General features: G+C 73.1%; 18 protein-coding genes. 12 read left to right on the forward strand and 6 right to left on the reverse strand.

The window, feature by feature from the left end:
- Positions 1–92: 92 nt before the first annotated feature.
- Both AB0G63_RS37135 and AB0G63_RS37140 read right to left on the reverse strand, forming a co-directional pair.
- Complete coding sequence (locus AB0G63_RS37135; protein ID WP_360759698.1) at positions 93–1,091, reverse strand: tyrosine-type recombinase/integrase; 999 nt, start codon at positions 1,089–1,091, stop codon at positions 93–95.
- A 478-nt stretch (positions 1,092–1,569) separates the two neighbouring features.
- Positions 1,570–3,189 (reverse strand): substrate-binding domain-containing protein, encoded by a 1,620-nt coding sequence (locus tag AB0G63_RS37140; RefSeq protein ID WP_360759658.1) that lies wholly within the window; start codon positions 3,187–3,189, stop codon positions 1,570–1,572.
- 437 nt (positions 3,190–3,626) lie between these two features.
- Between AB0G63_RS37140 and AB0G63_RS37145 the strand changes: the two genes are divergently transcribed.
- Entirely contained in the window at positions 3,627–4,007 is a 381-nt protein-coding gene (locus AB0G63_RS37145) for an AQJ64_40280 family protein (RefSeq protein ID WP_360759661.1), read from the forward strand.
- An 85-nt stretch (positions 4,008–4,092) separates the two neighbouring features.
- Here the strand turns inward: AB0G63_RS37145 and msrB are convergent, their stop codons facing one another.
- From msrB to AB0G63_RS37165, 4 genes are all read right to left on the reverse strand, one after another.
- Entirely contained in the window at positions 4,093–4,500 is a 408-nt protein-coding gene (gene msrB, locus AB0G63_RS37150) for a peptide-methionine (R)-S-oxide reductase MsrB (RefSeq protein WP_360759664.1), read from the reverse strand.
- 13 nt (positions 4,501–4,513) lie between these two features.
- Positions 4,514–5,902 carry a UDP-N-acetylmuramate--L-alanine ligase gene (gene murC, locus AB0G63_RS37155; protein WP_360759666.1) on the reverse strand — a complete coding sequence of 463 codons (1,389 nt, stop codon included), beginning with the start codon at positions 5,900–5,902 and terminating at the stop codon, positions 4,514–4,516.
- 718 nt (positions 5,903–6,620) lie between these two features.
- Positions 6,621–7,094, reverse strand: a complete 474-nt coding sequence (locus AB0G63_RS37160; protein WP_324786702.1) for an indole-3-glycerol phosphate synthase — start codon at positions 7,092–7,094, stop codon at positions 6,621–6,623.
- 133 nt (positions 7,095–7,227) lie between these two features.
- Entirely contained in the window at positions 7,228–8,112 is an 885-nt protein-coding gene (locus AB0G63_RS37165; protein ID WP_360759669.1) for a pyrimidine reductase family protein, read from the reverse strand.
- Between the two features lie 37 nt (positions 8,113–8,149).
- On the opposite strand from AB0G63_RS37165, the gene zapE reads away from it, so the two are divergent.
- From zapE to AB0G63_RS37220, 11 genes are all read left to right on the forward strand, one after another.
- A complete protein-coding gene (zapE, locus tag AB0G63_RS37170; protein WP_360759672.1) occupies positions 8,150–9,256 on the forward strand; it encodes a cell division protein ZapE in 1,107 nt (368 codons plus the stop codon).
- A gap of 170 nt (positions 9,257–9,426) precedes the next feature.
- A complete protein-coding gene (locus AB0G63_RS37175; protein WP_360759675.1) occupies positions 9,427–10,206 on the forward strand; it encodes a slipin family protein in 780 nt (259 codons plus the stop codon).
- A 93-nt stretch (positions 10,207–10,299) separates the two neighbouring features.
- A complete protein-coding gene (locus tag AB0G63_RS37180; protein ID WP_360759677.1) occupies positions 10,300–11,667 on the forward strand; it encodes an alkaline phosphatase PhoX in 1,368 nt (455 codons plus the stop codon).
- Positions 11,668–11,752: 85 nt separating this feature from the next.
- The gene (locus tag AB0G63_RS37185; RefSeq protein WP_360759679.1) at positions 11,753–13,270 is read left to right on the forward strand and encodes an FAD-dependent oxidoreductase; all 1,518 of its coding nucleotides are present in this window, start codon (positions 11,753–11,755) and stop codon (positions 13,268–13,270) included.
- 237 nt (positions 13,271–13,507) lie between these two features.
- Complete coding sequence (locus AB0G63_RS37190) at positions 13,508–14,386, forward strand: polysaccharide deacetylase family protein (RefSeq protein WP_360759682.1); 879 nt, start codon at positions 13,508–13,510, stop codon at positions 14,384–14,386.
- 18 nt (positions 14,387–14,404) lie between these two features.
- Positions 14,405–14,581: a hypothetical protein gene (locus AB0G63_RS37195; protein ID WP_360759685.1), complete on the forward strand. Its 177-nt coding sequence runs from the start codon at positions 14,405–14,407 to the stop codon at positions 14,579–14,581.
- 41 nt (positions 14,582–14,622) lie between these two features.
- Positions 14,623–15,324 (forward strand): aminoacyl-tRNA hydrolase, encoded by a 702-nt coding sequence (locus AB0G63_RS37200; RefSeq protein ID WP_360759688.1) that lies wholly within the window; start codon positions 14,623–14,625, stop codon positions 15,322–15,324.
- A gap of 153 nt (positions 15,325–15,477) precedes the next feature.
- The gene (locus AB0G63_RS37205) at positions 15,478–16,827 is read left to right on the forward strand and encodes a DUF692 domain-containing protein (RefSeq protein WP_360759691.1); all 1,350 of its coding nucleotides are present in this window, start codon (positions 15,478–15,480) and stop codon (positions 16,825–16,827) included.
- Between the two features lie 130 nt (positions 16,828–16,957).
- Positions 16,958–17,776: a DUF4142 domain-containing protein gene (locus AB0G63_RS37210; protein WP_360759693.1), complete on the forward strand. Its 819-nt coding sequence runs from the start codon at positions 16,958–16,960 to the stop codon at positions 17,774–17,776.
- 173 nt (positions 17,777–17,949) lie between these two features.
- Positions 17,950–18,732, forward strand: a complete 783-nt coding sequence (locus AB0G63_RS37215) for a TIGR04222 domain-containing membrane protein (protein ID WP_360759696.1) — start codon at positions 17,950–17,952, stop codon at positions 18,730–18,732.
- Positions 18,733–18,857: 125 nt separating this feature from the next.
- Positions 18,858–20,444: an alpha/beta hydrolase gene (locus AB0G63_RS37220; RefSeq protein ID WP_360759701.1), complete on the forward strand. Its 1,587-nt coding sequence runs from the start codon at positions 18,858–18,860 to the stop codon at positions 20,442–20,444.
- Positions 20,445–20,470 lie beyond the last annotated feature (26 nt).

Genomic DNA, 20,470 nt, shown 5'->3' on the forward strand with positions numbered 1-20,470 from the left:
GGGTATTTGCGTGGTGCTGGCACTGCTCGTGGTTCTCCTTCGGGCCAGGATCATAAGCCTGGCTTCAGGGACTCCACGAATCCGGGGTCAGCTCAGTTCTTCATCGATGCTTCCAGCAGCGCGTTGCGGTACTCGTTCGAGACCCCCATGTAAATGGCCGTCGTTGACGCATGAGAGTGACCGACCTGTTCCTGGACGAACCGGGCGGGATAGCCGAACTCGGTCAGATGCGTGATGTAGCTGTGCCGAAGGCAGTGCAGGTCGAGGTCCTCGTCGAGGCCGGCGTCCTCGCGGGCCGTCACGAAGGCCTCGTTGATCGAACGCGGCGACAGCCGCCCGACCCGTTCGGTCACCCAGAGCGCGGGGTGACGACCAGGTGAGAAGTGCGGGCGGATCTCGGTCACCCACTCGTCCAGGACGTCGACCGCCCAGTCCATCTCCGGAACCATCAGCACCGTGCGGCGCTTGGGCGGTGCCCCCTTCGAGGCTTTGCCGAAGCGGACCATCATGGTGCCGTAGCGGCGGAATTGCGGAGCCTTGCGACTGCGTCGCAGGTCGACCAGATCGACCTTGGACGACTCAGTCCGACGGGTGCCGTAGGCGTAGATGGTCTTGAGGACCGCGGCGTCCCGGAGAGCGGTCAGGGCGCCCTTGCGGCCCTGGCCCCGAACCTTGGCCGGCCGGGCGTCGGCGGCGTCGAAGAGGGCCTGGACCTCGTCGTAGTCCAGCGGGCGCCGTCGCGGATCCCCTTCGTACTCGACCGTGTGCAGGACCGAGTTGCCCTCGTGGAAGACCTGCTGTGGAACTTCGCCGAACCTCTCCAGGCAGGCGTCGATCCAGCCGTAGCGGGTGTCGAGCAGATACTCCACGAACAGCTCAATCGTCACCTCGTACGTACGGGCCGTCGACAGCTGGATCGGATTCTTCCCGCTTCGCAGGTGAGCGATGAAGGCCTCGCCCTCGGCGGGCGTCCACTGCCAGGGGTATTGGCCGGTGAACTCCTTCAGCCGCTCGATCATGCGCAGCCGCGGATCGATCGTCGACGACTTCAGGAACCGGGCCGACTGCTGCCGGGCCCAGCCCTCCTTCATCGCATCGAAGACGGCCGGAGCCGGGTCGATGTGTATGACGTTGCGGGCCAGCACAAGGCGTGCCGATCCAGGGGCCCGAGTAACCACAGCCCTGTTGTATCAGATGCATCATTGTTGAGTTTGCCTGCTAGGGTGCAGGTCAGCGGCCGGAGGCCCTCCGGCCGCTGATGCGACACCGTGCACGCAGCCAGCACAAACGGCCGTGTCAGCGTCGCGAGGAGTGTTGCATCAGATGCAATTCATCCCGTTTAGAGGAGTCTACGGGCTCGTATCGGACGTTCTCGTCGTGGATCCGTGCCCCCAGGTCCTCCGCCCACGCCCTGAGCTCTTCGATCTGCCGAGTGACGAGCCCGTACACGGCATAGTCCTCGTGGCTGCGATCGCCGTGTGTACGGCGGGCATCGCGAGGCTGCCGGTGATGGCCTGATCCGGGTACATCGCGCGGTCGGATCGGTGGCAGCGGCGACGTGCGGGCGTGTCAGGTGGGTTCGCACACGAGCGGGTTCTCCACCTCGGCGCACAGGCGGCTGCCGTAGGCGCGCAGGACGTCCCGGCCGCCCTGTTCGGTGAGGTAGGTGAGGAAGGCCGCGGCGAGGGAGCCGGCGGGCGGCTCGCCGTAGGTGTAGGCGAACTCGGTCTGCCAGTAGGGGTACTTGCCGTGCTCGACGCTGTCGAGGGAGGCCGCCTCGTTGTCGATGCGCACCTTGATCAGGGAGCTCTCGGTCTTGCGGGCGTTGTCGGCGCCGCGCAGTTCGCTGTAGCCGAGGCCGCCGGGTTCGCGCGCGACGGCGTCCAGCAGGCTCCGGGTGTCGCCGGTCTCGCAGCGGCCGTAGCCGTCGGCGGGCAGCTCGGCGCAGTCGCGGACCGTGCCCTGCAACGGTTCCTTGCCGCCCAGGACGCGGTCGGCGAGGGCGTTGCGGGTGCCGGAGCCGAGGGAGCGGTTGACGAGGTGGACGGGGACGTGGTTGCCGTTCAGCTGGGACCAGTTGGTGACCTTCCCGGCGAACAGGTCGCGGATCTGCGGGGTGGTGAGGTTCTCCACGCCGGCGTCCTTGTTGACGACCAGGGTGTACGCCGAGTAGGCGATCGCCCGGTTCAGCAGCCGGGGGTGGCCGCTGATGGTGCCGTCGGTGAAGGTGATGTGGTCGCCGAGGCCCTCGCCGACCTCGACGCCCGCGTCCCGTCCGGCGGCCTCCAGTTCGGTGACGCCCTGGCCGCTGCCGCCGAAGGTGCCGTCCGCGACGGGGATGCTGACGCCCTTGCCCTTGCAGGCCTCCTCGTAGCGGGCTGCGGCCTCCCGTACGGCGGGGCCGAAGGCGCTGGAGCCGTGCAGGTGGAGGGTGCCGCCGACGCAGTCCAGCGGGGCACGGTCGTCGGGGACGATCAGGGTGATGCTCTGGGCGAGCACCGCGAGGGCGAGCAGGGTGATGCCGACCCAGGCCGGGCGGGAGGCGAAGACATGGCTCTCGGTGCGGACGGTCTTGAAGCGGAAGAAGCGGGCCAGCGGGTCGAACCAGCGCCGCCGGCGGCCGACCGCGCCGCGGAAGACGGGTTCCGGGAAGGGTTCGCTGCCGGTGTCGCCGGGCCAGCGCTCCAGGACCACCAGCACCTTGTACTCGGCGCGCTGCGGGAGCTTCACCTTCGGCAGGCGGATGACGCCGGTGCGCTGGGCGACATGGTTGTCGTAGCCGAAGCCGGGCACGGCCTCGCCGTCGCGCAGGAAGGAGTCGTGCAGGTCGTCCTGGCTGAGCTCGGTGACGACGAGGCTGGCCACCTGACGGTCCTGGAACGTCACCCGGATACCGCAGGGGTCGCTGTCCGGGGTCAGGTAGTCGCTCTCCCCGATGGGCGCGGAGCCGGCGTTCTCGATGCGCAGCAGGACGAAGGAAGGGTCCTTCAGCAGATGGCCGTCCTGCCGCATGTCCCGCAGCACGCCCGCGTACGGGGACTGGGAGGCGTCGGTGGCCAGGGTGTCCATCTGCACCCGGTAGCCGAGCCGTTTGCGGCCGACGACGGTGAACTCCCACAGGAACGCGCCCAAGGGGAGCGCGATACTGACGACCGCGACCCATCTGTCGAAGTCGAAGGTCCCGTTCATCACCGGATCCCCCGTTCCCGTGCCGCTGTGAAGTTGACAGGGAGCCAGGGTTACGAGGGTGGGTGGCCGGTCGCCAGCCCTGCCGCGAACGTACGGACGAAGTTCACGCGGGCGCCATCTCGGTAACGTCCCGTTCCCCGACACGAGGGCCGCGGGGTGCGCCCGTCAGTCCGGCAGGCGCTCTGCGCGCTCCGGAACGCCGCGGATGTGCCGGCCGCCGGCGACCACGGCGAGCAGGAGGCGATGCCTTTCGGTGCGGTGGATCTGCCCGGACACAGCGGCCGGTCGGGAGTGCTCGGTCCGTGTTCGTCCCGGCTCACTCAACCTGCGCAAGCGCCGGGCGGTCCTACCGGGTGCGGAGATCGGTACAACGGTCTTGCCGATGTGCGGGCGCACCGGCAGAGAACAGGCATCCGAGCGCTTGACCGAGGAGAGGGATGGCGAATCTGGACACCCAGGTGACCTGGGTCGACGCACGTGAGGAACTGCCGCGCGACGGTGTACCGGTGGCAGCGGCGATCACGGGCCGGTACCCAGCCGGCGGCGCTGAGTCCGAGAACGCGTCGGAGGAGGCGTTCTGGCTGGTGAGGCCGATGTGTTTCACGACTCGGCACTTCAGTGAGGACGGAACGGAACACAGGAACTGCTTCGTCGACTCCGACGGATACGTCCGCCTGCCCTACGGTCTTGCCGACGATGACACGGTGACTCACTGGGCTGAGCTGCCCACCCTGCCGGGCAGGACAACACACCTCGTTCTCGGGGAAGACGTGCAGCCGGCGCTCCAGAACGCGTGGCATGCTCGCCCTGGCACCTGACACGTCCCGTCCTGCCTGGAACTCGTAGGCGATCGCGTCGATCACCTGGCGGTGATCCCGCCAGGTGGCCGTCCCGCTCCGGTGGTCAGTCCTCGGCCGGTGTCAGGCGCAGCGAGATGCTGTTGATGCAGTAGCGCTGGTCCGTCGGGGTCGGGTACCCCTCGCCCTCGAAGACGTGCCCGAGGTGGGAGCCGCAGCGGGCGCACCGTACCTCGGTGCGCACCATCCCGTGCGAGCGGTCCTCGACGAGCTCCACCGCGTCGCTGTCCTTGGGGTCGTAGAACGACGGCCAGCCGCAGTGGGACTCGAACTTGGTGTCCGACGTGAACAGTTCGGCCCCGCAGGCGCGGCAGGAGTAGACGCCCTTCACCTTGGTGTCGGTGTACTCCCCGACGAAGGCGGGCTCGGTGCCGGCCTGGCGCAGCACCGCGTACTCGGCCGGCGTCAGCTCCGCTCGCCACTGCTCGTCCGGCTTCTCGACGTCGTACGACATGAGCCTCAGCCCCTCACTGTGAAAGTCGGTCCAGGATGCGCGGGCCGAGGTCGGTGACGTCGCCCGCGCCCATGGTCAGAACGAGATCGCCGGGCTTCACCATTCCCGCGATCACCGACGGCACCTCGTCCTTGTCGTGGACCGCGGTCACGTCCGCGCCCGCGGCCCGCGCCGCCTCGATGATCAGCTCGCTGGTCACCCCGGGCAGCGGGTCCTCGCGGGCGGGGTAGATGTCGAGGACGACGGAGGCGTCGGCGAGGGTGAGGGCGCGGCCCATCTCCGTGCCGAGCTCCTGCGTCCGGGAGAACAGGTGCGGCTGGAAGACCACGAGGATGCGGGCGCCGTCGGCGGCGGCGCGCATGGCCTCCAGGTCGGCCGTCATCTCCGTCGGGTGATGGGCGTAGGAGTCGACGACCTGCACGCCGGCCGCCTCGCCCTTGAGCTGCAGGCGGCGCTTGACGCCGGTGTACGCGGCCAGAGCGGGGGCCAGCCCGTCGGCAGGGATGCCGAGGGCGGCGCCCGCGGCGAGCGCGGCGACGGCGTTGTGGGCGTAGTGGCGGCCGGGGACGGAGACGGCGAAGGTGAGTTCCCGGCCGTCCAGCAGGACGGTGACCTCGCTCTTGAGACCCTGGGCGACGACGGACAGGACGCGCACGTCGGCGTCCTCCGCCTCCCCGTACGTCACCGTGCGCACCGAGCCGGCCAGCCGCCGCGTCAGTTCCCGCGCGCCCTCGTGGTCGGCGGAGATCACCAGCGTGCCGCCGGGGACGATACGGCCGGCGAAGGTCTCGAAGGACTCGTAGATCTCGTCCATGGAGGCGTAGTTGGCGTGGTGGTCGAGCTCCACGTTGAGGACGATCGCGACCTCGGGGGCGTACTTGTGGAAGCTGCGGTCCGATTCGTCCGCCTCGGCGACGAAGATGTCGCCGTCGCCGTGCAGGGCGTTGGAGCCGGGCGCGTCCAGGTCACCGCCGATCGCGTACGACGGGTTCAGGCCCAGCTCGGTCAGGGACACCGCCAGCATCGACGTGGTGGTGGTCTTGCCGTGGGTGCCGGCGACGGCGATCGCGCGCCGGCCCTCCATCAGGGCGGCCAGCGCGTCGGAGCGGTGCACCACCGGGATGCCGAGTTCGGCGGCGCGGACCAGCTCGGGGTTGTCCTCGCGGATCGCCGAGGAGACCACGACGCAGCTCGCGTCGTCGGCGAGGTGCTCGGCGGCGTGCCCGATGTGCACGGTCGCGCCCAGCGCGCGCAGCGCCTCGGCGGTCGCGGACTCCTTCGCGTCGCTGCCCGCGACCTTCGCCCCGCGCTGCGCGAGGATCTTGGCGATGCCCGACATCCCGGCGCCGCCGATGCCGATGAAGTGCGGTCGGTCCATGGCGGTAGGAAGGCCGGGTGCCATGCGTTGTCTCCCCAAGATCCGGATGCGAGGCGTGAACGGCCCCAGCCTAAGCGCTGCCGGCCCGGCCGCCGGACGCGGACGCCCGCCCCCGCGCCGACGACGCCGGCACGGACCCGCCCCGCGGCCCGCTCACACCGGTACCACGGGCAACGGCGCCACGCCTGCGCGGGTTCGCCCCGCGCACGCTCGCGCCGGGGCCGCGAGCGGCGTGCCCGCCTGTGCGGGCACGCCCCATGGACGGCTCACGCCTGGGCCACGGACGGCTCACGCCTGGGCCACGGACAGCCGCGCCACGCCCGGAACAACACGGCCACGGCCGCAGGCAACCGCGCCACGCCTGTGCGGACGCGCCCCGCAGACGGCTCACGCCCGTGCCGCTGGCGCCCACGCACCGCCGGGAAGAGCGCATCATCGCGCCACTCACGCCCGTGTCAGGGACAGCCACGCCACACCTGAAACAGCACGGCCACGGCCGCGGACAGCCCCGCCACGACTATGGGCGGACGCGTCCCGCGGACGGCTCACGTCCGAGTCACGGGCGGACGCGTCAGGCCGGGGAGAGCGGCGTCCCCCGCGCCACTCGCGCCCGCGCCACTCGCGCCCGGGCCGCGGGCGCCCGGGCCGCGGGCGACCCCGCGACCGGCTCCCGTGCACCCCGTGCACCCCGTGCACCCCGTGCACCCCGCGCACCCCGCGCACCCCGCGCACCCCGCAGGGGCTACGCCTTGCTGTGCGAGAACAGCTTCAGCACCGGCACCCCCACCTTGTGGCGGGCCCGCGACGCCCAGTCGCGATGGAAGAACTCCTCCACGTAGTGGGGGTCGGTCAGCACGATCACCTCGTCGGCGCCGATCTCCTCGACCAGGGACTTCAGCGCGTCCAGCGGGTGGTCCTCGACGAGTCTGCCCTCCGCCTCGCACCCGGCCGCGTGCAGCGCCTGGAGCGACACCTCCAGCGCGCGCTCACCGAACCCCTTCGCCTCCTCGCCCTCGGGGGTCTCGCCCTCCCGGGCCGCCTCGTCGAGCTCACCGAGGGCGACGTCGTCGATGGCCCGCAGCAGGCGGTCCGCCTGGTCGCCGCGGGGCTGGAGCAGCACGTGGAAGGAGACCGGCTCGTCCCCGTGCAGCGAGGTCACGAACTCCACGTCCGCGGACGTCAGTGCTTTCTCGATCATCAGTACGCTTGTGAACACCGGGCGCCCCTTCTGCGGAAACCATCCTGCCCCGCGAATCCGACGGGGCTGCGATCTTCAGTGTGCCCGCCCGGAGCCGGCCGGAACGATAGCCCCCCGTCCGCCGCGGCCCGCGGGCGGCACGCAACGATTGTCACGTGCGCGCGTAACGGCTGAAGAGGAACCCCTCCTCCTCCAGCAGGGACACCAGCGAGAACCGTCGCGGCACCGCGACCGACGGCCCGCCCGCGATGCGCTGCGCGTCGCCGGCGGTGAGCATCGGGGACACCGTCAGGCACAGCTCGTCGAGCACGCCGGAAGCCACCATCTGGCCCAGCAGCCGCGGCCCGCCCTCGGTCAGCAGCCGGGTGTGGCCGAGTTCGCCGAGGGCGGCGACGGCCCGGACGGGATCCACGCCGACGCCGTCGCCGGCGATCACCACCTGGGCGCCCGCCCGCTCGGCGGCGGTCCGGCGGTCGGGGTCGGCCGCGGCTCCGGTGAGGACCAGGGTGGGCACCAGGGGCGAGGTGAACAGCGGGAGCGAGAAGTCGAGGTCCAGGCTCGCGCTGACCACCGCGATCGCAGGCACCGGTCGCTGCCCGGCCGCCTCGCGCCGCCGGGCGAACTCCGCACGCGCGCGAGCCGGGCGGTAGCCCTCCCGGCGTACCGTTTCCGCGCCGACCACCACCACGTCCGCCAGCGCCCGCAGCGTGCCGAAGATCCGCATGTCGGCCGCGCAGGAGATGGGCTGCGAGCGGCCGTCGTGCTGAGCGGCCCCGTCGAGCGTGGACACCATGTTGGCGCGCAGCCAGGGCACCCGCCGTCCGCCGGCCGTCGGCTCGGGATACGCGTAGGCGCCGGCGAGTTCGTCGAGGCTCCACTCGCGGTCGAGGGTCCACTCGCGGTCGAGGGTCCACTCGTGGTCGAGGTTCCACTCGCGCTCGCCCGGGTCGCCCGGGACACCGGCGCCGTCGGCCGCGCCCTTCTCGCCGGGGGCTCGCGCCACTGTCTGGTCGGTCACAGGGAACAGGCGTCGCATGCCGTGCAGTGTGGCACGGCCCTTAGCATGGGTAATCGTGTCCTCCTTCCCTGCCGCCCCTGGTCTGAGCCCCATGGCCGAAACGGCTCCGCTGTCCCTGTGCGCCCGCGAGCCGCACGTCCCCGCCGACCGGCTGGTCGCCGAGATGGTGCCGCCGCCGCGTTTCGACGCGGTCCGCTTCGCCACCTACCTCCCGGACCCGGACCAGCCCAGCCAGACCGAGGCCGTCCGCGTCCTCGAGGGCTTCGCGGGCGGGCTCGGCGGGGCGCACGCGCTCGGCGGCGGCAGGCGCGGGTTCTTCGGCCTCGGCCGGGCCAAGGCCCCCAAGTCCCCGGCCGGACCCCGGGGCGTCTACCTCGACGGCGGCTACGGCGTGGGCAAGACCCACCTGCTCGCCTCCCTCTGGCACGCCACCCCGGCCGAGCCCGCCCTGAAGGCGTTCGGCACGTTCGTGGAACTGACGAACCTGGTCGGGGCGCTCGGCTTCCAGCAGACGGTGCAGACGCTGTCCGGCCACCGCCTGCTGTGCATCGACGAGTTCGAGCTGGACGACCCGGGCGACACCGTCCTGGTCTCGACGCTGCTCGGCAAGCTCGTCGACGCGGGCGTCGCCCTCGCCGCCACCTCGAACACCCTGCCGGGCAAGCTCGGCGAGGGCCGGTTCGCGGCGGCCGACTTCCTGCGCGAGATCCAGGGCCTGTCCGCCCACTTCCGCACCCTGCGCATCGACGGCGAGGACTACCGCCACCGCGGGCTGCCCGAGGCGCCGGAGCCGTACTCCGAGGAGCAGGTGACGAAGACGGCGTACGCCACCGAGGGCGCCTCGCTGGACGACTTCCCGCACCTGCTGGACCACCTCGCCAAGGTCCACCCCAGCCGGTACGGCGCCCTGACCGACGGCCTGAAGGCGGTCTGCCTCACCGACGTGCGGCCCGTGCCCGACCAGTCGACGGCGCTGCGGCTCGTCGTGCTGGCCGACCGGCTCTACGACCGCGAGGTCCCCGTCGTGGCCTCGGGGCTGCCCTTCGACCGGCTGTTCAGCGAGGAGATGCTGAACGGCGGCTACCGCAAGAAGTACTTCCGGGCGATCTCCCGGCTCACCGCGCTGGCCCGGGACGGCAAGGCCCTGGCCGAGACCCGCTAGCGGAACGGCAAGGCCCCGGCCGGGACCCACTGGGGCCCGGCCATCCCGGGAGCGCTGCCCGCACCGCCGTCGGCCCAAGGCCCGGTGCGGGGCCGTCCGTGGCCCCGGGGCGGACACGGGCCTATGGTGGCAGGAGCAGACGTACGAGACCTCTGACGGAGGAGGTCGTCATGCTCCCAGAGCTGGTGACGGCGGTTGCCGTGGTGGGTTCCGCCGGTCTCGTCTACCTCGCCGCGGCGGCGCGGGTCGTCAAGCAGTACGAGCGCGGGGTGGTGTTCCGGCTCGGGCGGCTGGCCGGCGCCGCACGGCCGCCCGGTTTCACGCTGATCGTCCCGTTCGTCGACCGGCTGAACAAAGTCAACATGCAGATCGTCACGCTGCCGATCCCGGCCCAGGAGGGCATCACCCGGGACAACGTGACCGTACGCGTCGACGCGGTCGTCTACTTCAAGGTCGTCGACGCGGCGGCGGCGCTGATCAACGTCGAGGACTACAAGTTCGCCGTCTCCCAGATGGCGCAGACCTCGCTCAGGTCCATCATCGGCAAGAGCGAGCTGGACGACCTGCTGTCCAACCGGGAGAAGCTCAACCAGGGACTGGAGCTGATGATCGACAGCCCGGCCGTCGGCTGGGGCGTGCAGATCGACCGGGTGGAGATCAAGGACGTGTCGCTGCCGGACACGATGAAGCGCTCCATGGCCCGCCAGGCCGAGGCCGACCGGGAGCGCCGGGCGCGGATCATCAACGCGGACGCGGAACTGCAGGCGTCCAAGAAGCTGGCCGAGGCCGCCAAGCAGATGTCCGAGCAGCCCGCCGCGCTCCAGCTGCGGCTGCTGCAGACGGTGGTCGCGGTGGCCGCCGAGAAGAACTCCACGCTCGTCCTCCCCTTCCCGGTGGAGCTGCTGCGGTTCCTGGAGAAGGCCCGGGAGCAGCGCCCGCTCGAGCCGTGACACGTGCGCCGCGCGTGGTTCCCGGGCCGCGCGCCGGGTGATAGACACAGCGGGGTCACAGTTCCTGTCCGCCAGCAGGAAGGTTGCTGCCGCATGTCCGCGACACGACGTCAGATCCTCGCCCGCACCGGTGCCTTAGGTGCGGGCATCGCCTTTTCCGGGGCCCTCTCGGAACTGTTCGCCGGCACCGCCGCCGCCCAGGGCCTCGGCCACGCCGGCCACGGCCCCCTCGTCCCCGACCCGAACGGCCTGCTCGACCTGCCGAAGGGATTCAGCTACCGGGTGCTCTCCCGTGAGGGCGAGCCGCTCCGGTCCGGTGAGGGCGCCGTCCCCTCCCACCACGACGGCATGACCGCCCTGCCGGGCGGACACGGGCGCGTCCACCTGGTCCGCAACCACGAGAACCGCCCCACCGCGGCCCACCCCGTGCCGGCCGTCGAGGGCCTCACCTACGACCCGGCGGGCAAGGGCGGCTGCACGGCACTGACGCTGGACGCCCACGGCAGGGTGCTCGACGAGCGCGTCGCCGTCGCCGGCACCGCCGTCAACTGCGCCGGCGGTCCCACTCCCTGGGGCACCTGGCTGACCTGCGAGGAGACCGAGGACAGGGCGGGCGCCAACGGCTACACCAAGGACCACGGCTTCGTCTTCGAGGTCGATCCGGCCGACCCGCACCGCACCGGCGCCGTGCCGCTGACCGCGCTGGGCCGCTTCCAGCACGAGGCGGTCGCGATCGACCCGCGCAACGGCATCGTGTACGAGACCGAGGACGCCTTCCTCGAGCCCTTCGGCCTCTTCTACCGCTTTCTGCCGCACCGGCCCCTCGGCGGGGCCGGCTCGCTGCGCGCGGGCGGCCGGCTTCAGGCGATGCGCGTGCCCGGCGTGCCCGACCTCTCCCCCGTCCAGGAGACGGGCGCATCCTTCGACGGCGTCGAGTGGGTCGACGTACCGGACCCGCTGGCCGCTCAGACCCCCGTCCGGCTGCAGGACTTCGGCCCGCGGGGCGTCACGCACGCGCAGAAGCTGGAGGGCTGCTACTGGGGCGGGCGGTGCGTGTACTTCGTGTCGTCGTTCGCGCGCAGCACCGACGGCTCGGCCGCCGACCACTACGGGCAGATCTGGCGCTACGACCCCGCGGCGCGCCGGCTGACCCTGGTGATCGTCTTCGGCCCGGACACCGACGTGCGGCTGCCGGGCGAGTCCCCCGACAACATCTGCCTGGCCCCCGGCGGCGGTCTGATGGTCTGCGAGGACGGCAACGGCGCCCAGTACGTCTTCGGGGTCACCCGGCAGGGCGAGGTGTACCCGGTGGCCCGCGGCCGGCAGAACATCGGCACGCCCGAGGCCCCCGAGTGGGGCGAGTTCGCCGGCGTCACCTTCTCCCCGGACCGCCGGACGATGTACGTCAACTGCTACACGCCCGGCACAACCTTCGCGGTGACCGGGCCGTGGGGCGGATAGCGGCGTCCGGGCCGCGCGACTGGCGTCTCTGACATGCGCCGCAGGCTCGGTCACTGAACCTGCGGTGGCGGGGTACCCGGCGGCCATGAACGACAACCGGCAGGTCAGCGGCTCGTACTGGCTTCAGACCGCTCCCGGCCGCGCCCACGCGCCCCTTCGGGAGGACATCGGCGTGGACGTGGCCGTGATCGGCGCCGGCATGGCCGGGCTGTCCACGGCCCGGGAGCTGGCGCGGGCGGGCAGGAGCGTCGCGGTGCTGGAGGCGGACCGGGTGGCGGCGGGCGTCACCGGGCACACCACCGCCAAGCTCACGGCGCTGCACACGCTCGTCTACGACCGGCTGCGGCGCACCCGCGGCCCGGAGGGCGCCCGGCTGTATGCGCGGTCGCAGAGCGAGGCGATCGAGCACGCCGCCGCGGTCGTGGACGAGCTGGGCATCGACTGCGAGTGGGAGACGCGCGACGCGTACACGTACGTCCGTGACAAGGGCCGGGTGGACGAGCTGCGGGCGGAGGCGCGGGCCGCCCGGGAGGCCGGGCTGCCGGCGTCGTTCACCACGGAGACCGGGCTGCCGTTCCCGGTCGCGGGGGCGGTGCGGGTGACCGGCCAGGCGCAGTTCCATCCGCGCAAGTACCTGCTGGCCCTCACCGACGACCTGATCGCCCACGGCGGCCGGGTGTACGAGCACACCACCGTGCACGGCCTGGACGAGGGTTCCCCGTGCCGGCTGTCCACCGGGACGGGTGCCACGGTGACCGCCGGGGACGTGGTGGTCGCCACGCACTATCCGGTCTTCGACCGGGCGCTGCTGTTCGCCCGGCTCTCCCCGCGCCGCGAACTGGTCGTCGCCGGGCCGCTCCCCGCCCGCCAGGACCCCGACGGCATGTACATCACCCCGGACGAGGGCACCCGCTCGGTGCGCACGGCGCCGCTCGGCGACGGGGAGCGCCTGCTCATCGTCACCGGGGAACACTTCACACCGGGCACCGGCGACACCCCCGCCCGCTTCGACCGGCTCGCCTCCTGGGCGACCGAGCACTTCCCCGACGTCTCCCTCACCCACTCCTGGGCCACCCAGGACATCGACCCCACCGACACGGTGGCCATGGCCGGCCCGCTGCACGCGGGCGCCCGGCACACCTACGTGGCCACCGGCTTCGGCGGCTGGGGCATGAGCGGCGGCATCATGGCGGGCCGGCTGCTGACCGCGCTGATCACCGGTACGCCGTGCGAGTGGAGCGGGCTGTACGATCCGCGCCGGCTGCTGACGGCGGTGCGCGAGGCGCCGTCGTTCCTGAGGACGCAGGCCGAGGTGGCCCTGCACTTCGTCGGCGACCGGCTGCGGCCCGCACCGCCGGTGGACGTCCTGCCGCCGGGCGAGGGCGCCGTCGTACGGGTCGACGGCGACCGTCTCGCGGTCTACCGCGACGACGACGGCCGCCTGCACGCCCTGTCCCCGCGCTGCACCCACCTCGGCTGCCTGGTGTCCTTCAACTCCGCCGAACGCGCGTGGGAGTGCCCCTGCCACGGCTCCCGTTTCGACACGGACGGCAAGGTCGTCGAGGGCCCGGCGACCCGGCCGCTGGAGCGGCGGGAACTGTGAGCGGGCCGGGGGCGGGTGACGCCGGGCGGGTGACGCCGGGTCGGTAACGCGGGGCGGGTGACCGGGTGACGGGAGCCGGATGACGGGAGCCGGATGACGGGAGCCGGGTGAGGCCGGGCCGGTGACGGGAGCCGGGTGACGCCGGACGGGTGGCCGGGTCACGCGAGCCGGGTGACGCCGGGCGAACCGGGGGCCCTGTGCCCGACCCCACCGCACCTGCGGTCCTATCGTCATACGATGATCGTTCCCGTACGGCGTCTCGCCGTCCTCGGCATGCTCGCCGCCGCCCTCACCGCCTGCGGCACGGCCCAGGCGCCCCCGGCCAGCCGCCCGGCCGCCCGCCCGGCCCCCGCGCGGCACACCGTCGCACCCGCGCAGCCGCAGTCGCAGCCGCAGTCGCAGCCGCCCAGCCTCGCCCCCGGCCCGGCCGGTCTCACGCCCGTCTTCAGCCACGGCCCCAGGACGCCGGACCGGACCGTGGCGCTCACCTTCGACGCCGACATGACCGCAGACCAGGGGGCACGGGCGGCCCGCGGGGAGCACTTCGACAACCCGGCCCTCATCGCGACCCTGCGGGCCCTGAAGGTGCCGGCGACCGTGTTCATGACGGGGCGGTGGGCCGAGCAGTACCCGGTCCAGGCGCGCGGCATCGGGCGGGACCCGCTGTTCGAGGTCGCCAACCACTCCTACAGCCACTACGCCTTCACCGGCGACTGCTACGGCCTGCCGACCGTGTCCCCGGACCGCATGCTCGCGGACGTGGAGCGGGCGTACACCGCGTTCCGCAAGGCCGGGGTGGAGCACCCGATGCCGTACTTCCGCTTCCCCGGCGGGTGTCACGACAAGCGGGCCCTGGAGGCGCTGAGCCCGGCCGGCGTCACCGCCGTGCAGTGGGACGTGATCAGCGGGGACGCGTTCGCCACGGACGCCGACGCGGTCGCCCGGCAGGTGCTGGACGGCGTGCGGCCGGGGTCGGTCGTGGTCATGCACTGCACCCGCAGCGCGGCCCCGGCGACCGAGCGGGCCGTGCGCACGATCGTGCCCGAGCTGCGCCGCAGGGGCTTCCGATTCGTGAAGGTGTCCGAGCTGATCGGGGCCGCCACCGCCCGGCGCTGACCGGCCTACGCTGGACGCATGAGCGACGACTACTGCCTTACCAGCGCGGCGAGGCCGCCCAAGGCCGACGGCCCGCCCTACGCCGAGTGCGTGCTGTGCCGGGAGCCCACCGAGTACCCGCGGTCGTACAAGGGGATCACGCTCTGTCCGGTGTGCGAGTGGCAGGAGGCGCAGCGCACCGCCTGCTCGGGGTGAGCGCGGCCCATTTAGGGTGGGCCGGTGTGAGCGTTGATTCCATGCCCCCGAGCGAGAGCCCCTTCCGTGCCGAGCGCACCGCGCGGGACGAGGCTCCGCAGTTCGTGCTGCCCCTGGTCGTGCGGATCGAGAAGGCGGCCCCGCCCGCGCGCACCGACGCGCTGGAGACGGCCGCCCGCGCCGTGCTCGTCATGCTGAGCGACGCGCGTTCGGTGGGCGACGGCGAGTGGGCGCAGGCGGTGCGGGACTGGCAGGACGCCCGGATCCGCAAGGTGGTGCGGCGGGCCCGCGGCGCCGAGTGGCGGCGGGCCGAGGCGTTGGCCGGGATCACCGTGACGGGCGAGTCGGCGCAGGTGCGGGTGTTCCCGCCGGTGCCGCTCGACGGGTGGCCGAAGGACCTGGCCCGGCTCCAGGTGTCCGGCACCGACCTCGACGACCCGGAGCCGCCCGCGGCGGCGGACCCGTCCGGGCCCGTGCTGTGGCTGAACCCCGGCCTCGGCATGTCCGCCGGGAAGGCGATGGCGCAGGCGGGGCACGGCGCCCAACTGGCCTGGTGGGAGCTGCCGGACCAGGAACGGGCCGCCTGGCGTGACGCGGGGTTCCCGCTCGCCGTGCGCACCGCCGACCCGGGCCGGTGGGACGAACTGACCACGAGCGGGCTGCCGTTGGTGCGCGACGCCGGGTTCACGGAGATCGCGCCCGGCTCGTGCACGGTGGTCGCCGACCATCCGGCGCTGCGCTGAGCCGCCCGGCCGGCGAGCGCCGGTCCCAACCTCAAATGTTGCTCTGAAGGTGCCGGGTGCGGGGTTGGTTTCCGGTCGCCGGGGCCATACCCCCGTCACGCCGCGCGCCGGGCAGCCGGCCCGCGGATCGGGAGGAAGCCGAGGAGGGGGACCATGCGGCGACTGGGGACGGGCATCGGATGGCGGCCGGAGATCGCCGACGCCGTGGAGCGCATGCCGGGCATCGACTGGGTCGAGACCGTGGCCGAGAACGTCTGCCCCGGCCACCTCCCCGAGTCGCTGCGGCGGCTGCGGGCCCGCGGGGTGACGGTGGTCCCGCACGGCGTCTCCCTCGGTCTCGGCGGTGCCGACCGCCCCGACGAGGGCCGGCTGGCCGCGCTCGCGGAGCGGGCCGAGGCGCTGGGGTCGCCGCTGGTCACCGAGCACATCGCGTTCGTGCGGGCGGGCGGGGCGCTGACCGCGTCCCCGCTGCTGGAGGCCGGGCACCTGCTGCCCGTGCCGCGCACCCGGGACGCCCTGGACGTGCTGTGCGAGAACGTCCGGATCGCGCAGCAGGCGCTGCCGGTGCCGCTCGCCGTCGAGAACATCGCCGCGCTGATCGCCTGGCCCGGCGATGAGATGACGGAGGGCCAGTTCCTGTACGAGCTCGCCGACCGCACCGGTGTCCGGCTGCTGATCGATGTGGCCAACCTGCACACCAACCACGTCAACCGGGGCGAGAACCCGGCCGAGGCGCTCGCCGAACTCCCCCTGGAGGCCATCGCGTACGTCCATGTCGCGGGCGGCTTCGAACGGGACGGCGTCTGGCACGACAGCCACGCCCATCCGGTGCCGGAGCCGGTCCTCGACATCCTGACCGACCTCGCCTCACGCGTATTGCCGCCGGGCGTCCTGCTGGAGAGGGACGACGACTTCCCCGAACCGGCGGTGCTGGAGGCGGAGCTGACGGCGATCCGCGGGGCCGTGGAGAAGGGCAGGGCGGAGGCGACGGCCACCATCGGAGCCATACGGCCGGGCAGCGGGACGGAGGCGACGGCGACCACCGGAGCCGCACGGCCGGGCAGCGGGACGGAGGCGACGGCCGGCCCGGGTGCGCGGCAGCGGGTCGGGCTGGCGCAGGCCGCTCTGCTGTCCGCGCTCGTCGCCGGGACGCCCGTGCCGGAGGGGTTCGACCGGATGCGGCTGGACGTGCAGGCGCGGGCGCTGGCCGGGAAGCGGGCGGACGTCGTGGGCAAGGTCGCGCCCGAACTGCCCGTGATCCTCGGCGAGCGCTACCGTGCCGCCTTCCTCACCTACGCCCACGGCCATCCGATGACCGGCGGGTACCGGCGTGACGCGCTGGACTTCGCCGCGCATCTGCTGCTCACCGGCGGTGTCGAAGCCGGGCCCGCCCGGCGGGAGTTGCGGAGTTGGTGGCTGGAGCGGTCGGGACCCGCGCCGCGGTCCCGGCGGCCGGCCGTGCGGATGGCCCGGGCGGCGCGCCGGGTGCTGCTGGGCCGCTGAGCCTGCCACCTCCCCCATTCGCCCCGTTGACGATCATCTGACCTGGTACGGAAGGTGATACGGCCTCCGCAGTACGATGCCGGTCCGCATCCGGAGCGCACCAGCTGCGGTGGGGCAAGCAGGAGGCACCATGCGACCGCGGCCGTCGGCCAGAGGCAGAGGCAGGAACAGAGGCACAGTCGGAGTCCGAGGCATCGTCAGCGGCACCGGGATCATCATCACGGGCCTGGCGGCGACCCTGGTGGCGCTGATCTTCCCGATCTGGTCCTACGCCGACCGGTCCGGTACCGGCGTCGACGTACTGAACGCCCAGACCATGTCGACGGCGTACGGCCCGCTGTCCGGTACCGACCGCGAGTTCGTCACCAAGGTCCGCCTCGCCGGCCTGTGGGAGCTGCCCGCCGGGCAGCAGGCCCAGCAGAAGGGCACCACCGAGGCCGTACGGACGGCGGGGCGGCACCTCGTCGAGGGGCACACCTTCCTCGACCGGCGGGTCCGGGAGGCGGCGGCCAAGCTCGGACTGCGGCTGCCCGACGAGCCCAACGCCCAGCAGCAGGGGTGGCTGGCCACGCTGGACGCGGCGCAGGGAACCGACTTCGACCGGCAGTTCGCCAACATCCTGCGGCTCGCGCACGGCAAGGTCTTCTCCCTCGTCGCCCAGGTGCGCGCCGGCACCCGCAACTCGCTGGTGCGGGCGCTCGCCGACGACGCCAACACGGTGGTCCTGGACCACATCAAGGTCCTGGAGGCCACGGGGTACGTCGACTGGGACGCCCTGGCCCGTGACCTGACCGCGGACAGCACCCCGCCGCTCACCCCGTCCCCGGCCCCGCCCGGTCCCGTCTCCGCCCCCGCCGTACCGGTCACGGCCGTACCGGTCACGCCGTCGGCCTCGCCGGACTACCCGCTCCCGCCGGCCGCCTCCAGCCCGCCCCCGCCGAGCCCGTAGCCACGCCTCGTCACGTCGCACGCCTACTCACGTCACGTCACCTCACGTCGCACGCCTACTCACGTTACGTCACCTCACGTCGCCACCGGCGGAACGTCACATATCCACGACTCCGCGTCCGGATGGTGAACAGACCATGGCGTCGCCCGGGGGCTTTGGCATAGAAACGCGGCATGTTCTGGGTTCTTCTCCTCCTGTCGGCCTGGGCCGTGGCCGGCACGGCGTGCACGCGGCTGTGCCTGGCGGCGGCGCGCGCGGCGGCCGTGGACACCGACGCCGCGGTGGATACCCGGGAACACGAACTGACGCTGTACGAGGCCGCGTTCCTCTCCGGCGGGCCGAGCCGGGTGGCCGACGTGGCCATGGTCGCCATGGCGCGTCAGCGGCGGCTGCTGCTCGCCCACACCGGCTGGGTGACGGTCGTCGACCCCCACGGGCGGGACGACCTGGAACGCTCGGTCATCGGCGCCGTCGGCCCGGAGGGGCAGAGCCGCATAGCGCCGGTCCGGGCGGCCGTCGCCGCGTCGGACGCGGTGGGCCGCCTTGCCGACCGGCTGGTCCGCGCCGGGCTTGCCGAGCCCGACGGCGGACGGGGCGGCGTCGCGGCGGGCGTCCACCGGGTGCGCCTCGCCGCGGCGGCCGTGTCCGTCCTGTGCGTGGCCGCGCTGCTGACGCCCGTTCAGGAGGGCCTGCCCCGCCATCTGGTCGCCCTCTGGTTCGCGCTGCCGCTGACGATGACGCTGAGCTGCCTGGTCATCGCCCGGTTCGAGGTCCATCCGTGCTCGCGCTGGGCCGCCCCGGCCGGGCAGCGGCTGCTGTGCGCCCTGGCCCGGCGGGCGACCGGCGCCGACGACCGTACGTTCCTCACCTGCGTCGCCGTGCGCGGCGTCCGGGCCGTCGGCGAACCGGAACTGCGCGCCGCCTTCACGCACCGCGACCAGCCCGGCCGGGACTGACACCCGCCGGGGGCGCACAGGGGCATTGGCGGCGACACCGGCTGGCCGGTGCTTGCCTTCCTCGACACGCGGACGAAACATCCCTTTTGTCGCAGCCGCGCACCGAAGGGACACCGATGACACCGATGAGAGCTCCTGCCCTCTACACGGCCGCCGGATCCTTGCTCCTGACCGCCCTGACCGCCCTGGCCGCCGCCCCGGCCGGCGGCTCGCCGGGGACGCCGGGCGCGGCGCGCGGTACGGCGGTCGCCGCCGCCCGTGCCGCGGCCGCCGGCATCCGCTGGGGCACCTGCGCGGACGGCCAGGACGTGCCGGGCCGTCTGCAGTGCGGCACGGTGTCCGTACCGCTCGACTACGCCCGTCCCGACGGCCGGCAGATCCGGCTGACCGTCAGCCGGGTGCGGGCCACGCGCAAGGACCCGCGCGACAGCGGGCGCCGGGTGCCCCGCCAGGGCGCCCTGGTCTTCAACCCGGGCGGGCCGGGCGGCGACGGCCGGTACTTCCCGCTGATGGGCCTGATGCCGGAGTGGAAGCGCATCGCGGCGGCCTACGACCTGGTCGGCTACTCCCCGCGCGGGGTGGGCCGTTCCGCCCCGCTGTCCTGCCAGGACCCGGGGACGTTCTTCAAGGGGCCCTCGCAGGCGCCCGCGCATCCCTCGGAGTCGTACAAGCGGGAGCGCGTCGCCGAGGCCAAGGCGTACGCGCGCGGCTGCGCCCGGCGGGCGGGCAGCGCGCTGCGGCACTACACCTCGCTCGACAACGCCCGCGACCTGGACGTCCTGCGCGCCGCGCTGGGCGAGCGGCGGCTGACGTTCGTGGGGGCGTCGTACGGCACCTACTTCGGGGCGCTGTACGCGACGATGTTCCCCTCGCACGTGCGGCGGATGGTGTTCGACGCGGCGGTGAACCCGGACCCCGAGCAGATCTGGTACCGCAACAACCTCGCCCAGTCGGCCGCGTTCGAGGACCGCTGGGCCGACTTCCGGGAGTGGATGGCCCGGCACGATGACGTGTACGGGCTGGGCGCGACGGCCGACGCGGTGCAGCGCAGCTACGACCGGGCGAGCACGCGGCTCGCGACCCGGCCGGCGGGCGGCACGGTGGGACCGGGGCAGTTGCGGAGCGCGTTCCTGACGGCCGGTTACTACGACGACTTCTGGCCGCTGCGCGCCGAGGCGCTGTCGCAGTACCTCAAAGGCAACCCGAAGCCGCTGATCGAGCAGGCGGCGCCGCCCCGGGAGGCGGCGGCCGAGGCGGAGAACGCGAGCGCGGTCTACACGGCCGTCGAGTGCAACGACGCGCCCTGGCCGACGGACTTCCGCGTCTGGGACCGGGACAACACGCGGCTCGCGCGCGTGGCGCCGTTCGAGACCTGGGACAACGCGTGGACGAACCTGCCGTGCGCGTACTGGCCCGTGCCGCGTCAGCGGCCGCTCGACGTGCGGACCGGCCCCGGCGAGCTGCCGCCGACGCTGATCCTGGCGGCCGAGCGGGACGCCGCCGCCCCCTACGAGGGCGCCCTGGAACTGCGCCGACGCCTGTCGGGGTCGGTGCTGGTGACGGAGCGGGACGCCGGCACGCACGGCGTGGCGGGCGGAGCGAACCGCTGCGTCAACGGCTACCTGGAGGCGTACCTGCTGGACGGGCGGCCTTGGCGCTGTGGTCGGGGCCGCGCAGCAGGGCGAGGTCGCTGTGCGCGTGCATGTCGATGAAGCCGGGGGAGAGAACCAGGCCCTCC

The sequence above is a fragment of the Streptomyces sp. NPDC020996 genome (assembly GCF_040641355.1).
Classification (GTDB): Bacteria; Actinomycetota; Actinomycetes; order Streptomycetales; family Streptomycetaceae; genus Streptomyces.

What these genes read in the sequence shown, in the direction of transcription:
- AB0G63_RS37210 (WP_360759693.1), top strand. Translation starts at nt 16,958, where the DNA reads ATGCGACCGCGGCCGTCGGCCAGAGGCAGAGGCAGGAACAGAGGCACA.
- AB0G63_RS37165 (WP_360759669.1), bottom strand. Translation starts at nt 8,112, where the DNA reads ATGCGACGCCTGTTCCCTGTGACCGACCAGACAGTGGCGCGAGCCCCC.
- AB0G63_RS37220 (WP_360759701.1), top strand. Translation starts at nt 18,858, where the DNA reads ATGAGAGCTCCTGCCCTCTACACGGCCGCCGGATCCTTGCTCCTGACC.
- AB0G63_RS37135 (WP_360759698.1), bottom strand. Translation starts at nt 1,091, where the DNA reads ATGAAGGAGGGCTGGGCCCGGCAGCAGTCGGCCCGGTTCCTGAAGTCG.
- AB0G63_RS37205 (WP_360759691.1), top strand. Translation starts at nt 15,478, where the DNA reads ATGCGGCGACTGGGGACGGGCATCGGATGGCGGCCGGAGATCGCCGAC.
- AB0G63_RS37190 (WP_360759682.1), top strand. Translation starts at nt 13,508, where the DNA reads ATGATCGTTCCCGTACGGCGTCTCGCCGTCCTCGGCATGCTCGCCGCC.
- AB0G63_RS37180 (WP_360759677.1), top strand. Translation starts at nt 10,300, where the DNA reads ATGTCCGCGACACGACGTCAGATCCTCGCCCGCACCGGTGCCTTAGGT.
- AB0G63_RS37215 (WP_360759696.1), top strand. Translation starts at nt 17,950, where the DNA reads ATGTTCTGGGTTCTTCTCCTCCTGTCGGCCTGGGCCGTGGCCGGCACG.
- AB0G63_RS37200 (WP_360759688.1), top strand. Translation starts at nt 14,623, where the DNA reads ATGCCCCCGAGCGAGAGCCCCTTCCGTGCCGAGCGCACCGCGCGGGAC.
- AB0G63_RS37195 (WP_360759685.1), top strand. Translation starts at nt 14,405, where the DNA reads ATGAGCGACGACTACTGCCTTACCAGCGCGGCGAGGCCGCCCAAGGCC.
- msrB (WP_360759664.1), bottom strand. Translation starts at nt 4,500, where the DNA reads ATGTCGTACGACGTCGAGAAGCCGGACGAGCAGTGGCGAGCGGAGCTG.
- AB0G63_RS37145 (WP_360759661.1), top strand. Translation starts at nt 3,627, where the DNA reads ATGGCGAATCTGGACACCCAGGTGACCTGGGTCGACGCACGTGAGGAA.
- AB0G63_RS37140 (WP_360759658.1), bottom strand. Translation starts at nt 3,189, where the DNA reads ATGAACGGGACCTTCGACTTCGACAGATGGGTCGCGGTCGTCAGTATC.
- murC (WP_360759666.1), bottom strand. Translation starts at nt 5,902, where the DNA reads ATGGCACCCGGCCTTCCTACCGCCATGGACCGACCGCACTTCATCGGC.
- AB0G63_RS37185 (WP_360759679.1), top strand. Translation starts at nt 11,753, where the DNA reads ATGAACGACAACCGGCAGGTCAGCGGCTCGTACTGGCTTCAGACCGCT.
- AB0G63_RS37175 (WP_360759675.1), top strand. Translation starts at nt 9,427, where the DNA reads ATGCTCCCAGAGCTGGTGACGGCGGTTGCCGTGGTGGGTTCCGCCGGT.